A 13,528-nucleotide genomic window follows, 5' to 3' on the forward strand; every position below is an offset into this window, starting at 1 on the left:
ATAATATATTCTTTATAGCAAGGCTGCCTGTTACCCGGGCAGCCTTTTTTCGTCCCAGGGCTGAAGCCCTGGGCTACGTTGAGTTCAAATCCCCTTTCCTGAGATATTTATCGTATTGGGTTAGTTCTTTTATCCTGCAAGATGATTGTACCCAACCAGGAATAAAGGCATATCTCCAATTTCCGCCGCCTCTCTTTCATCGCCTCATTCTCCCTCATTTCCCCCTTTTTTCAACCGCTCACTTATCTCCCCAAAAAAATATTTTGATTTCTCAACAGAAGTCGTACTTTTATAGTGTACTAGTTAAGTAGTACACTAAATCACACGATATGATTAACATCCAATCCCTGAAATTCAGCTACCGCCCCAACAGGCCCCTGTTCGAGGACCTCAGCCTGCAGCTGGAGGCAGGCCATATATATGGCCTCCTCGGTAAAAACGGTGCCGGCAAATCCACGCTGCTTAAACAGATAGCCGGTTTGTTATTCCCCGACGGGGGCACCTGTGAGGTAATGGGTTATAAAACGGCTAAAAGGCAACCGGCTTTCCTCCGGGAAATATTCCTGGTACCGGAAGAGTTCTCTCTGCCTAAAGTCAGTATCCGTACTTATGTTATGGCTAACGCCCCTTTCTACCCCCGTTTCGATGAACAGGCCTTCTACAGCTACCTGAAAGAATTTTCCATTCCACAGGACCAGCAGCTGACCAACATGTCTTACGGCCAAAAGAAAAAGGTCATCATCAGTTTTGCGCTGGCCACCAATACCAAAGTGCTCATTATGGACGAACCCACCAACGGATTGGACATTCCCTCCAAGAGCCAATTCCGCAAAGTGATGGCTGCCGCCGTCACGGACGACAAGTGCATGGTCATTTCCACACACCAGGTGAGAGATCTTGATAACCTCATAGATAATATCGTGATCATCGACGATCATAAAATTATCTTCCACCAGGACGTAGGCACGGTAACGGATAAACTGAGCTTCAAGTTGCTGGCACAGCTGGACGACCGCCAGCCGGTGCTGTATGCCGACAGCAGCCTGCGCGGCCACTCCGTGATCATGAAAAATGAAACCATGGAACAGAGCAAGATCGATATGGAACTGCTGTTTAACGCCATCCTCTCCAACCGCCAACCCATTCAAGAACTTTTTAACTGATTAAACACATGCAAACCAATAACGTCCTGGATTTCCGCCGCCTGGGCTATTATTTCCAATACCATATGCTGGCATCGTGGAAATCGTACCTGTTGGGAGCCCTCTCCATCTTCGGCCTGCTGATGCTGATACCGGCTTTTATGCTGCTCACAGACAACGCTCCCCGGGAATTAAGCGAAGTGGTAGGCGTCTACTATTTCGGCCTTTTCTTTGGTGGCCTGCTCTTTACCAGCATGGCATTCAGCGACCTCGCCAACAAGGAAAAAGGAAGCCAGTTCCTCATGTTGCCGGCCTCCCAGTTTGAAAAGTTCCTCACCATTTTCCTCGTCACCACCGTTGGTTACCTCCTGGTATATCATATCGCCGCCTACTCAGCCCTGCTGTTTCTTAACCGGGTATCCCTCATCAGGCACGAGGTGAGCCTTCTTATTGACTGGGAGTTCCTCGATTGGAAAGATGGCCATATTTATATCTATTTCGCTTATATCTTCTTTCACGCAGTGTTTTTGCTGGGTGCCGTATCCTTCGGCCGTCTGGCTTTTATAAAGACACTGGTGACCATCTTGCTATGCCTCGGGTGCCTATACCTTCTGAACACGCTGTTTGTCTGGATACTGTTCGGCAGGAACACGCCTACGCCTTTTCAAAACGCGCCTTTCATACTGGTAGGGACCAACGGCGGTAAGTTTAAAACAGATGTATTCGTGATCTCAGAAAAAATGGTCCACAGCTATGCATTCATTGCACAGTACGTGCTGGCGCCCGTTCTCTGGACCATCGCCTATTTCCGGTTAAAAGACAAGGAAATCTAAAACATTGCGACATGGAATTTAAAGACTCACAAGCCATTTATCTGCAAATCGCAGACTATATATGCGAACAGGTGCTGCTGAACAAATGGCAACCGGAAGAACGCATCCCTTCTGTCAGGGAACTGGCTGTTCAGCTGGAAGTCAATCCCAACACTGTCATGCGCACCTGCGAGCTGCTTCAGCAGCAGGAGATCATCTACAATAAAAGGGGTATCGGCTATTTCATCAGCAATGATGCCGTCAAAAAAATCAGGCAGTTCAAGAAAGACTCGTTTATCACCAATGAGCTGCCATCCCTCTTCCGTAGCATGTATTTGCTGGATATCGATGTAGATGAACTGAAACCGTATTACGAAAAATTCAAAAAATCTAATTTCAAATAACATGAAAACCAGCACTAAATTATTACTCGGCTTCTTCGGTTCGCTCGTGTTATTGATGCTCTGCACAGATATCGTGCTGCGCGCCAACTTTAGCAAAGGGATCACCAATGCCAATTTTGGCAGAAGTACCCCCAACGAACCACCTACCACGATAACACTACAGCCCTTTCAGGTGGTAAAACTACAGACCGCCTCCGGCCGCCCGTTGTATGATACTGCATTTGAAACCCGTGTCCGTCAGGCCCGCTCCATGGATGGAAAAACCACCAGCGAGACGACCATCAAAAGTACCTGGCCGTCCGGTTTCGTCAATATTACATCTGATAAAAACTATACCCTGACGAAAGGAAGCACAGACAGCATATTAGTTAGGTATGCTGCCGATACGCTGATACTCACGGTATTTCGTGGCGGCAACCTGGAACTGAAAGCGCCCCATATCACACAGGTCATAGCACCTTCTTCCCATCTGAGGATCAGCAACTACAAAGAGCCGGCTCTGGTCATCACAACAGGCCCGAATGTGGAAGCAAGCGTCAACAACAACCAGGTAGGCTCGCTTTCTTTTACCGGCGGTCAGGGAGGCACACTCGATATCAACGAGGAGACAACGGCCGACAGCGTAAACATTGCCTTGGGCAAAGGTTCTAAGCTCCGCTTTAAAGGCGCCTATCAACGGGGACATATACAGGTAGACAGCCTGCAGGAAATAGAGCTTTCTGAAAAAGTGCTGCAAAAAATCAGGGAAATAAAATAACTACTAACGTTTTAGACAATACGATTTTACAGATTCATAACCCGGGGAAGATTTTTTACTCCTCCTCTGTCATCACAAAAGTTAATTGATAAAAAAAGCGTCCTGATGTTCATCAGGACGCTCTGTTTTATGTGAATAGCTCAACGATCAGAATTGTGTGGCCAGGTAAGCCATCGTGCCCATTCCTATTTCAATGGCCCTTTCGTCCACATCGAAGGTAGGGGTATGTACACCGGAGGTAATGCCTCTTTCCTTGTTGCCGGTGCCGAGCCTGAAGAAGCAGGCCGGTACGATCTGCGAATAAAACGCAAAATCTTCCGCGCCCATACGCAGCTCTGTGTCTTCCACCTGTTCTTTGCCGAGGTAATCTTCCGCCAGTTGTCTTGCTTTGGCGGTCACCACTTCGTTATTGTACAGGGTAGGATAACCCACTAATATATCAATCTCAATTTCAGCGCCGGTAGCCTCCGCAATGCCAGCCGCCTGTTTGCGGATCAGCTCATGCGCCTTAAAACGCCAGGTTTCATCCATGGCCCTGAAAGTGCCCATCAGCTTCACTTCGCTGGGGATCACGTTGGTGGTGAACCCTCCGTTGAAAGCACAGATAGACAGTACAGACGGGGAGAATGGATTGTTATTGCGCGAAATCACCTGTTGCAGGCTCACTACCAGCTGCGAAGCCACCAAAATGGTATCTACCGTAAGGTGTGGCTGGGCGGCATGTCCGCCTTTACTTTTGATGGTGACGTAGATTTCATCAGCGCTGGCCATATACTTGCCCTCACAGAACCCCAGTTTACCGGTTTCCATGGAAGGATGTACATGCAGGCCCAGGATAGCGTCGGGGCGTGGGTTTTCCAGAGCGCCTTCTTCTATCATGATGCTGGCGCCGCCGGGATGTTTTTCTTCCCCGGGCTGGAACAGGATCTTGATGGTGCCTTCCAGTTCATCTTTCAGCTCATGTAATATTTTAGTCGCGCCCAGTACCACGGTGGTATGCACATCGTGGCCACAGGCGTGCATGACGCCATTGTTTACTGACTTATACGACACATCATTGGCCTCGGTGATCGGCAGCGCATCAATATCTGCACGCAGCGCGATGGTTTTGGAGGCCGGGTTTTTACCTTCTATCAGGGCGATAATGCCCGTACCGGCAATACCGGCTTTATAAGGCACGCCGAAACTATCCAGTTGCTGCCGGATAAATTCGGAGGTTTTATGTTCCTGAAAAGATAATTCGGGATGGGAGTGAATATGACGCCTGATATCTATAAAAGCAGGTGCATAGGCTTTGGCCAGCTCTTTAATACGGTTCTTCATTCGACAGTTCTTTATCCGGTGACACGTTGATGATGGCGGGAACAACAAATACGCCGCCTGAAAAGAGGCTGGAGAGCTTATCACGCAACTCGCTCGCTTCTTCGCGGGTTTTGAAATCGCCTACGCGCACTTTAAAATAGGGGGCCTGATAATCCAGATAAGTACGATAATCGCTGTACAACTGCATTACCCGGGCTTTGGCTTCACTGGCGTCGCCGCGTTTGTTGGTGGAGATCACCTGTACCCGGAAACCGGACTGGTTACGAATAGCCAGGGTGTTGATGTAGATCTGTTTTCTGATCAGCACGTCCAGCCGGCTATCCTTGATCACTTTTACCGAACCATTGCCGGACATAGTGTAGTCCTGCGCCATGGCCCAGCTACTTCCCAACAGGCAGCAAACCAGGATGAATAATTTTTGCATGAATACTGTATAATTAAAAATTAATAATCTGATTGGGCCGTGTCTTCTCCGCCTTCCTTCATGATATTAACGCTGGCGCTGGCCCCTATGCGGGTGGCGCCGGCTGCTATCAGCTCCTTCGCAAAGGCAAAGGTACGAATACCGCCGGAAGCTTTAATCTGTATATTATCAGGCAGATTGGCCCTCATCAGTTTCACCGCTTCTACGGTGGCGCCTTTCTCCGCATATCCGGTGGAAGTCTTTACAAAATCTACCCCGTATTTACTGTAGAGCTGGCAACATTTGATGATCTCCTCTTCCAATAATATGCCACTTTCGATGATCATTTTGATCACCTTTTTCTTTTCACGGATGATATACATCAGATTGGCGATCTCTTTTTCGAGATATTCCCAGTCGTTGTTTTTGAGTGCAGAGATATTGATCACCACGTCCAGTTCATCAGCACCGTCCACAATGGCCAGTACAGTTTCCGCCACCTTAGCTTCAATAGCGGAATAACCGAACGGAAAACCGATGACAGTGGCCACTTTGGTATTAGTGGCGCCCAGGAACTGTTTGGCTACTTTCACATAGGGCGGGGGCACGCAGGCTGCAGCAAAATCGTATTCCACACATTCCATGCACAGCTTCTTGATGTCTTCGAGTGTGGTGGTGGGCTTTAAAATAGTATGGTCTATGTACCTGTTTACCTTCATAGAAGTAAAATTACGAATTACGAATTACGAATTACGAATTTGGGGTGCTTTTATTGTGAGGGTTTTTAGCTGATTTTTGAATTGAGCCAATAATGCGGGCTAATTCCTCACTATCTTTGAGCATTGAATCTGCCATTTTTTATTCCAGGATTTGGGCGTCTTTAAGAAGTTTTATCCAATAAATCGTTTCTCTGGCTTCTCTGTATGATATACTCAATTTATGAATAAAATCCCTCCTGGACGATGCTCCCACAGCTTCTTCTACATTCGCTCCTACAGAAGTCCCACTTTTTAAGAGTTGTTTTATTAAAACCTCATCAACACCACACTTTTTCAAATATAAAAACAACTTAACAGTTCTAATTCCGAATAAATAACTCTTTTCAAGAATAACATTTCTTTTCATCAAACAATGGTTTAGTGTTAACAAACAAAAAGGCAAAAAAAGAAAAAGCGGACTATGGAATTCAACATTAAAAATGTCCAAATCCATAATCCGCCATTATTTCAAACGAACCCCGAATTCGTAATTCGTAATTCGTAATTTGTAATTAACTACAGGTCTTTACCGTGGCAGTTTTTAAATTTCTTGCCACTACCGCAGGGACAGAGGTCATTGCGTCCTACTTTGGGGCCTACTCTCACCGGCTCCTGCTTTTCTTCAGGCATATCGTATTCCGGAGCTGCCTGATGGCCGTTATGCTGTTGTTCAACGATATCTTCATGGGAAGCGCGCATCCGGCTCATGTCTGTTTTTTCTTCATGGCCTTCGCGGATCTGTTCTTCCTGCGGGCCCTGGTCCTGACTTACGGGGATACCGCATTTGCAGAGGAAGGAAACGATGTCGCGGCTGGTTTCACCATCCATCTGTTTGAACAGTTTGAAGGCTTCCAGTTTATAGATCAGCAACGGATCTTTCTGTTCGTACACGGCGCCCTGAACGGATTGTTTCAGTTCATCCATGGCGCGCAGGTGCTCTTTCCAGGCTTCATCGATGAGGGCCAGGGTGATGCTGCGTTCCAGCGCGTTCATGGTTTCGTGTCCTTTGGTATCGACTACCTTTTTCAGGTTGGCCAGCACGTTAACACCTTTTTTACCGTCGGTAAACGGAATAGAGATGTTCTCGATGTGGTGTCCCTGTTCCTGGTAGATGCGCTCGATCACCGGCAGGGTGTTGCTGGTGATGTCCTGTACTTTGCGGTGGTAGTTGTCCATCGCCTGGTGGTACAGTTTGGAGGACAGTGTGGACACGTCAGTACGGAGCAGTTCTTCCTGGGTGATATTGGTATCGATGCCGAAGTTAATGATGGCGTCCATTTTGAACGATTCGTAGTCGCCCGTTTCTTTACCGGAGGTCACCATATTTTCTGCTACGTCGAAGAAAGCGTTGTCGATATCGATGGCCAGGCGTTCGCCGAACAGGGCGTGGTTACGTTTGGCATAGATAACGGTACGCTGTTTATTCATCACGTCATCGTATTCGAGCAGGCGCTTACGGATGCCGAAGTTGTTCTCTTCTACTTTCTTCTGTGCCCTTTCGATGGAGCGGGTGATCATGCTGTGCTGGATCACTTCTCCTTCTTTGTAGCCCATGCGGTCCATCAGGCCGGCGATACGGTCGGAGCCGAACATACGCATCAGGTCATCTTCCAGGGATACGAAGAACTGGGAAGATCCGGGATCACCCTGACGACCGGCACGACCACGCAGCTGTCTGTCTACGCGGCGGCTTTCGTGTCTTTCTGTACCGATGATGGCCAGACCACCTGCTTCTTTTACGCCGGGGCCCAGTTTGATGTCCGTACCACGACCGGCCATGTTGGTGGCGATGGTCACAGCGCCGGTCAGACCGGCTTCAGCCACGATCTGGGCTTCACGGGCGTGCTGTTTGGCGTTCAGTACGTTATGAGGCACTTTCTCGAAGGTCAGCATTTTGCTCAGCAGCTCAGACACTTCCACGGAGGTGGTACCTACCAGCACCGGGCGGCCTTTGGACTGCATCTGCTTGATTTCTTCGATAACAGCTTTATACTTGTCTCTTTTGGTTTTGTATACCAGGTCTTCCGCGTCGCCACGGGAAATAGGCAGGTTGGTGGGGATGGTCACCACGTCCAGCTTGTAGATTTCCCAGAACTCGCCCGCTTCAGTGGAAGCCGTACCGGTCATACCGGCCAGCTTGTGATACATACGGAAATAGTTCTGCAGGGTGATAGTGGCGAATGTCTGGGTGGCAGCTTCCACTTTCACGTTTTCTTTCGCTTCGATCGCCTGGTGCAGACCGTCGGAGTAGCGGCGGCCATCGAGAATACGACCGGTTTGTTCGTCCACGATCTTCACTTTACCGTCCATTACCACATATTCCACGTCTTTGTCAAACAGGGTATATGCTTTCAGCAGCTGCTGTACGGAGTGGATACGGTCTGACTTCTGGGCGTAGTCCTGCAGCATCATTTCTTTGCGCTGCAGTTTTTCTTCCGGAGAGACTGCCATTTTTTCAATCTCAGCCAGTTCGGAACCTACGTCCGGCATCACGAAGAAGTTAGGGTCTTCACCGCCCTGTGTGATGAGTGCGATACCTTTTTCAGTCAGGTCTACGCTGTTTTGTTTTTCTTCTATCGCGAAGTACAGGCCTTCATCTACTTTCGGCATTTCGCGTTGCTGGTCAGCCAGATAGTAGTTTTCAGCTTTCTGTAATAATACTTTGATACCGGGCTCGCTGAGGTATTTGATCAGCGCGCTGTTTTTCGGCAAACCTCTCCAGGCGCGCATCAGGGCCAGACCACCGGTTTTAGGGTCGTCTTTACCTTCAGCGATCAGCTTTTTAGCTTCGAGCAGGTACTGGTTGGCCGCTTTTTTCTGCATGTCTACCAGGTACTGGATACGTGGTTTCAGCGCATGGAACTCCTGTTCTTCACCGCGGGGGATAGGACCAGAGATGATGAGCGGCGTACGCGCATCGTCAATCAACACGCTGTCCACCTCATCCACCATGGCGAAGTGGTGTTTGCGTTGCACCATTTCGTCCGGGCTGTGCACCATGTTATCACGGAGGTAGTCGAAGCCGAATTCGTTGTTGGTACCGTAGGTGATGTCCGCCAGGTAAGCATTACGGCGTTCCGGTGTATTGGGTTGGTGTTTATCGATACAGTCTACAGTAATACCGAGGAATTCAAACAGGGGGCCGTTCCATTCGGAGTCACGGCGTGCCAGGTAATCGTTCACGGTTACAATGTGCACCCCTTCGCCGGCGAGGGCGTTAAGGTATGCGGGAAGGGTAGATACCAGTGTTTTACCTTCACCGGTCGCCATTTCGGCAATTTTACCCTGGTGCAGCACGGTACCACCGATCAGCTGTACATCGTAGTGTACCATGTTCCAGGTCACTTCGTTACCGGCGGCTTTCCAGCTGTTTTTCCAGGAAGCCTTGTCACCGTCAATGGTCACATAGTCTTTCAGCACGGCCAGTTGACGGTCCATGTCTGTAGCAGTAACGGTGAGGGTAGGATTGGTGGAAAGACGGCGGGCAGTTTCTTTTACAACAGCAAATGCTTCCGGCAGAATAGCCTTGAGCACCACTTCCAGTTGTTTGTCGCGGTCTTTTTTCAGGGTATCGATTTCCTGATAGATAGCGTCTTTTTCGGTTATATCTTCTACGGCTTCAGCCGCTTCTTTTTTCTCAGCAATTTCTTTATCGATGGCAGCCAGGTGGGTAGCGATACGTTCGCGGAATTCCCGGGTTTTATGACGCAGGTCGTCGATAGGCAGGGATTGCAGCTTTCCGTACTCATCGTTGATCTGCTGCACTATTGGAGTGACAGATTTAATGTCTCTGTCTGATTTATTCCCTCCAAAAAGTTTTGTTAAAAAACCTAACATGTTGAATGTTTAATTACGAATTACAATTTTAGTTTCTGTAACATCTCCCCGTCCCCTGAAGCTATGTCAGTTGGTTTTTCCTTTCTACCAGGCCTGTGGCACGGAAGCTGCGGGCGAAGTGTTGGATAGACGGAGATTACCAGTTACTCAAATATTATGCTTGGAAAGCAGAACTGTCAAGCTGTCAGTTTTGTTGTAGCCGCTTTATCAAGGAGGGTAAAATTAGGAATAAATTTGGGGAAATGAAGGGAATTAAGCGGGAATTCCATCGATAATTGAGAATAACGGACTTACAGGAAGTATATAACAAAACTCCCTGCAAATCCGTCACATATAGTGTTTTTATCTTTCTCTGTAGGCGAGGTCCACAATTTTACCAAGGCCGCCATAACTCCAGGTGAGCTGCAAGGGCTCATTTCTGGCAGGGATGCTGTAAACACGGATGGAGCCGTTTCCGGCGTCCGGACGGGCAGGGTCGTAACTGCCCACCACCAGGGAATTAGTCAGGTTGGTATAAAAGTCCTTTCCATAAGAGCTGAACAACGGACATTTCAGCACACTCACCCGTTCTCCACCCAAATCGGCCATCAGTACCGCCTTATTGGTAAATACATCGTACTCGTACACACGGCCGCCGGCGGCATAAAACACGTACCCCAGCTGATTGCTGACGGCAAAAGCAGTCGCCTTGTCCAGTTCCGGCGCATTGATCATCTCTGTATAGTAGCTTTGTTTAACACCGGAATAGCTGACATTGATGCAATAGGTATAGTATTTTCCGGCCTTGTCTTTCAAAATAGCATACACATCACCCCGGTTATAGTTGGTATACGCCATGTACACCATGTCCCTTCCCGTATTGTAAGAGAACAACGTACCGTCTCTCAGGCTGTTGCATTTGGTGCCAAACATCGGATCATGGAACACAAACCGCTGCCGGTCCTGGTCATACAACAATGCGCCACCATAACCACTGGCCACAAAGGGAGCAGGCCTGAACGCCGCCTTTTCTTCATCTACATAATTGACAGGTGAACCAAAAGCAGAAGCCCCCATCATCGCATTCCGGTGAAAAACCCGGTTGCCCGCCAACACATAATCAACACCGGCCAAAGCCGGTGAATTGAAAAAATAGTCGGGCGCAAAATCTGTTCCTACCGGCACCAGCATTTCATACCGGATGCCATAGGTGCTCTTCCAGGTAAAATTATCCCCGTCAATCCGCTCCAAACCATCGCCAGTCCGCAGATAGAACGGGTTGATATTGGTGGACCGGTAAGCAAACACCAACTGCTTCGGCTGATGGCGCACCGGCAAACCGCCGTTCACAAAGGACATCAGATCAGTGATAAGCCGGTCTTCTTCTCCCAGCCGTGCCACCATGTCCAGGCGGGCAAAGCCATTCACGTCGCAAAGCGCCACCCAGCCCTGATATACAGCCGACTGCACGGTCAACTTAAAACGTTTAAACCATTCCACGCCGGTCTGTTTGTCTTTTATACGGAAAAAACAGTCGTAGCTGGAAGGCCTTAATTTGATAGCAATAGCCAGGTCCCTGCTACTGCTAATCAATACGTTCGGGGATTCTCCCGGCATCCGGGAAAGGCCGTCTATCAATGCCTCCCAGCGATAAGTATAACGGGCGGTGTCACCGCTCTCCTGCGTAGCCAATACCGTCGGCGTAATGCGTATACTATCGCCATACAGAACAGTATAGTTTTTAACTATACCACCAATACTGTCCACCTGGTTGATGTCATGGTAATCGTAATTGCCCCGGTCCTTATAACAGGCCGTAAAAGCCATACTGATAAGGCATCCGCTCAGCAATAACCAAATATATTTTGTTTTCATACGTTTCATTTTTATTGCATGTATTTACCGAGTTTCATGGGTGTGCCATCGTCTTCCAATACAGGAGTGCCGGCATCTTCCATCTCCTTGAGATAGGTCTTCAGGTAATTGGCGTAAAAACTGGTGGTGCCGGGGTCCGCATTGGTAATCTTCGTATACAGTTCCTGTATCGGTATTTCCAGCAATTTGCTCATCAGCGTTAGTTTTTTACCGCTAAAGGGGCCATAAAAATCGTCATACCACCGGTCAGGCTTATTCAGCCTGTTATCTACCAGGATGACATGCCGTACCAGGGAGGTAAAGCGATTGTTATTCTTGTCCTTCACCAGCACCTGTAACCGGGTCTGGAAATCATTATTAGGCTCCAGCTGCAGGGTAATGGAAAAAGTACGTGTAGTCATGTCCGGTGTTTTATGCATCACCACCGGGATATAGGTATTCACACTGTCGGCCGGTATGGCAATACTGGCAGGCAGCTCAAACTGGGTGCGGGCCCTGGCGGCATTGGCTGCGGTATCAATCACCCGGTAGCTCACGCTGCGCTCACGTCCTGCCGGCACGCCCAGAGCGCTTATCCGCAACTTCACCACGGTATCTGTGGTAGCAGGCGTATAGGCAAACGTAACGACCGTTGTATCGTAGGTGACGTAATCTCTTACAACGGAAAAATAGATATCGTTTCCTGTGGCATAGGACGGTATTTCCGCCTTCCGGCAGGCAGACATGGACAGTAATAGTCCCGCTGCCATGGTTATATATCGAAGATGATTGTTCATAACAAATACGATAATTAGTTTCTGAATTGGGATTCGTCCAGAGGAACAGGCAGCACATATTTTTCTTTCGTCATGGCCACCGTGCCGCTACCGGTACCACCGGGCACGCTGGCAGTAGCAGTACGTTTGTAGTAAAAGAACATTTGTCCTTCTCCATAGAACTCACGTTTATACTCTTTCAGTAATTCAGTGATGAGATTGGCATTGCCGCCCAAATCAACAATACCGCGGTTGCGGCGTACGGTGTTCAGATATCCGATACCTGCCGCCGGCGCCGGCGCGCACTCTGCTGCGATAAAATACATTTCGGAAAGCCGAATTACCGGTATCAGGTTACGGAAACGGAGGCCGCTGTTTTCCACATCAGCATATTTAAAGAAACAGCGGTAACTTTTCTGGTTGGAACCAGGCACCAGCCAGGTATTACCATAGCGGATATCATTGGTATTGCTTTCGAACTCCGTAGTCAGGCGGCCCTGGACCGCCGTGAGGATGGCTTTATCGTCCAGTGAGGGATCAAAGTAACGCCTGTACCTGTCAGTACGACGGCTGTCCTGTATACTGAACAGCAACTCACTGGCGAAGACACGGTCAGGATTACGGGGATCACCGATAGCATCGTTGAGCCTTACAAACGGAAATATGGCCCCGCCACCATTGATTACGTCCGTGGCGTATTTCAGCGCACTGATTTTATCATTCCGGTATAGGCTTACCCGTGCTTTTAATCCTTTTACAGCGTAGTAGTTCATGCGTATATTACGGAAGCTCCAGGCTGTGCCCTCGGGATTCTCATCCTTTAGCACCGTATAGCCCTGCGATACAGGATCGTCAGCAAGCAATGATTCTGCTGCGTCCAGATCGGCCAGTACTTTTCCAATGAACGCATTGCCTTTGGCATAAGGTTCATAGCTGGTGGTAAAAGCAGTGTAGTAGGGCAAGCTGAGGGCCATAGAATCCTGCAGGTATACCGGACCGTACAGGCGAAACAGGTCGAAATGGACCAGTGCCCGCAGCGCCAGTGCTTCTCCTTTTATCCATGCATAATGTTTGCCGTTGAACACCTCTTTTTTCTGGTCGATGACCGACAGGATTTTATTGATGTTTGCCACTACCTTGTACATAGACGACCAGTTAGTGCTAAACAGGGATTGTATCTGAGGATCTGTATATTGATAGGTGGCCAGCTTATAGAGGTTATGTCCACCGGCGATGTTATATCGTTGCCCGAGCACCTCCGTCATCTGCATGGTCATCTGACCGCCATAAGTCTCATCAGACGACAGTTCCAGGTATATGCCATTGAGCGCCGTCAGGAAACCAGGTTCGCTTTCGAGCAATACGTTTTCAATAACTTTGTCCCGGGGTTTCACATCCAGCCATTTTTTGCAGGAAGTCCCGGTAATGATGACGAGTATGATAACGCTGAGGAATACACGCTTTTTCATTTTTCTTTCGTTTT

At 48.7% G+C, this 13,528-nt stretch carries 12 protein-coding genes; 4 read left to right on the plus strand and 8 right to left on the minus strand.

The genetic code is table 11. The features are described from left to right. Positions 1–329: 329 nt before the first annotated feature. The 4 genes from HGH92_RS08575 to HGH92_RS08590 are packed head-to-tail and all read left to right on the plus strand — an operon-like array spanning position 330 to position 3,115. On the plus strand, positions 330–1,163 hold the full coding sequence (locus tag HGH92_RS08575; protein WP_168870315.1) for an ATP-binding cassette domain-containing protein: 834 nt from the start codon (positions 330–332) through the stop codon (positions 1,161–1,163). Positions 1,164–1,171: 8 nt separating this feature from the next. Next, a complete protein-coding gene (locus HGH92_RS08580; protein WP_168870316.1) occupies positions 1,172–1,975 on the plus strand; it encodes a hypothetical protein in 804 nt (267 codons plus the stop codon). Positions 1,976–1,986: 11 nt separating this feature from the next. Next, positions 1,987–2,358, plus strand: coding sequence for a GntR family transcriptional regulator (locus tag HGH92_RS08585; RefSeq protein ID WP_168870317.1), 372 nt, complete (start codon positions 1,987–1,989; stop codon positions 2,356–2,358). Position 2,359: 1 nt separating this feature from the next. After that, a complete protein-coding gene (locus tag HGH92_RS08590; RefSeq protein WP_168870318.1) occupies positions 2,360–3,115 on the plus strand; it encodes a hypothetical protein in 756 nt (251 codons plus the stop codon). A gap of 147 nt (positions 3,116–3,262) precedes the next feature. Here HGH92_RS08590 and HGH92_RS08595 read toward each other — a convergent pair whose 3' ends face one another. From HGH92_RS08595 to HGH92_RS08630, 8 genes are all read right to left on the minus strand, one after another. Then, entirely contained in the window at positions 3,263–4,438 is a 1,176-nt protein-coding gene (locus tag HGH92_RS08595) for a M20 family metallopeptidase (RefSeq protein WP_168870319.1), read from the minus strand. Next, complete coding sequence (locus HGH92_RS08600) at positions 4,422–4,862, minus strand: SPOR domain-containing protein (protein ID WP_168870320.1); 441 nt, start codon at positions 4,860–4,862, stop codon at positions 4,422–4,424. The genes HGH92_RS08595 and HGH92_RS08600 overlap by 17 nt, the downstream gene beginning before the upstream one ends. Positions 4,863–4,882: 20 nt before the next feature. Beyond that, positions 4,883–5,560: a deoxyribose-phosphate aldolase gene (deoC, locus tag HGH92_RS08605; protein WP_168870321.1), complete on the minus strand. Its 678-nt coding sequence runs from the start codon at positions 5,558–5,560 to the stop codon at positions 4,883–4,885. Positions 5,561–5,699: 139 nt separating this feature from the next. Beyond that, on the minus strand, positions 5,700–5,966 hold the full coding sequence (locus tag HGH92_RS08610; RefSeq protein WP_211092563.1) for a four helix bundle protein: 267 nt from the start codon (positions 5,964–5,966) through the stop codon (positions 5,700–5,702). A 149-nt stretch (positions 5,967–6,115) separates the two neighbouring features. Then, on the minus strand, positions 6,116–9,436 hold the full coding sequence (secA, locus tag HGH92_RS08615) for a preprotein translocase subunit SecA (protein ID WP_168870322.1): 3,321 nt from the start codon (positions 9,434–9,436) through the stop codon (positions 6,116–6,118). Between the two features lie 342 nt (positions 9,437–9,778). Beyond that, positions 9,779–11,290 (minus strand): PKD-like family lipoprotein, encoded by a 1,512-nt coding sequence (locus tag HGH92_RS08620; RefSeq protein WP_168870323.1) that lies wholly within the window; start codon positions 11,288–11,290, stop codon positions 9,779–9,781. Positions 11,291–11,301: 11 nt separating this feature from the next. Continuing rightward, positions 11,302–12,066: a DUF4843 domain-containing protein gene (locus tag HGH92_RS08625; RefSeq protein WP_168870324.1), complete on the minus strand. Its 765-nt coding sequence runs from the start codon at positions 12,064–12,066 to the stop codon at positions 11,302–11,304. A 14-nt stretch (positions 12,067–12,080) separates the two neighbouring features. Continuing rightward, entirely contained in the window at positions 12,081–13,514 is a 1,434-nt protein-coding gene (locus tag HGH92_RS08630) for a RagB/SusD family nutrient uptake outer membrane protein (protein WP_168870325.1), read from the minus strand. Between the last annotated feature and the right edge of the window lie 14 nt (positions 13,515–13,528).

The organism is Chitinophaga varians (assembly GCF_012641275.1).
GTDB classification, from domain to species: domain Bacteria; phylum Bacteroidota; class Bacteroidia; order Chitinophagales; family Chitinophagaceae; genus Chitinophaga; species Chitinophaga varians_A.

Excerpts from the sequence above, each read along its gene's own strand:
- HGH92_RS08575 (WP_168870315.1), top strand. The coding sequence starts at position 330 with ATGATTAACATCCAATCCCTGAAATTCAGCTACCGCCCCAACAGGCCC.
- HGH92_RS08580 (WP_168870316.1), top strand. The coding sequence starts at position 1,172 with ATGCAAACCAATAACGTCCTGGATTTCCGCCGCCTGGGCTATTATTTC.
- HGH92_RS08585 (WP_168870317.1), top strand. The coding sequence starts at position 1,987 with ATGGAATTTAAAGACTCACAAGCCATTTATCTGCAAATCGCAGACTAT.
- HGH92_RS08590 (WP_168870318.1), top strand. The coding sequence starts at position 2,360 with ATGAAAACCAGCACTAAATTATTACTCGGCTTCTTCGGTTCGCTCGTG.
- HGH92_RS08595 (WP_168870319.1), bottom strand. The coding sequence starts at position 4,438 with ATGAAGAACCGTATTAAAGAGCTGGCCAAAGCCTATGCACCTGCTTTT.
- HGH92_RS08600 (WP_168870320.1), bottom strand. The coding sequence starts at position 4,862 with ATGCAAAAATTATTCATCCTGGTTTGCTGCCTGTTGGGAAGTAGCTGG.
- deoC (WP_168870321.1), bottom strand. The coding sequence starts at position 5,560 with ATGAAGGTAAACAGGTACATAGACCATACTATTTTAAAGCCCACCACC.
- HGH92_RS08610 (WP_211092563.1), bottom strand. The coding sequence starts at position 5,966 with ATGAAAAGAAATGTTATTCTTGAAAAGAGTTATTTATTCGGAATTAGA.
- secA (WP_168870322.1), bottom strand. The coding sequence starts at position 9,436 with ATGTTAGGTTTTTTAACAAAACTTTTTGGAGGGAATAAATCAGACAGA.
- HGH92_RS08620 (WP_168870323.1), bottom strand. The coding sequence starts at position 11,290 with ATGAAAACAAAATATATTTGGTTATTGCTGAGCGGATGCCTTATCAGT.
- HGH92_RS08625 (WP_168870324.1), bottom strand. The coding sequence starts at position 12,066 with ATGAACAATCATCTTCGATATATAACCATGGCAGCGGGACTATTACTG.
- HGH92_RS08630 (WP_168870325.1), bottom strand. The coding sequence starts at position 13,514 with ATGAAAAAGCGTGTATTCCTCAGCGTTATCATACTCGTCATCATTACC.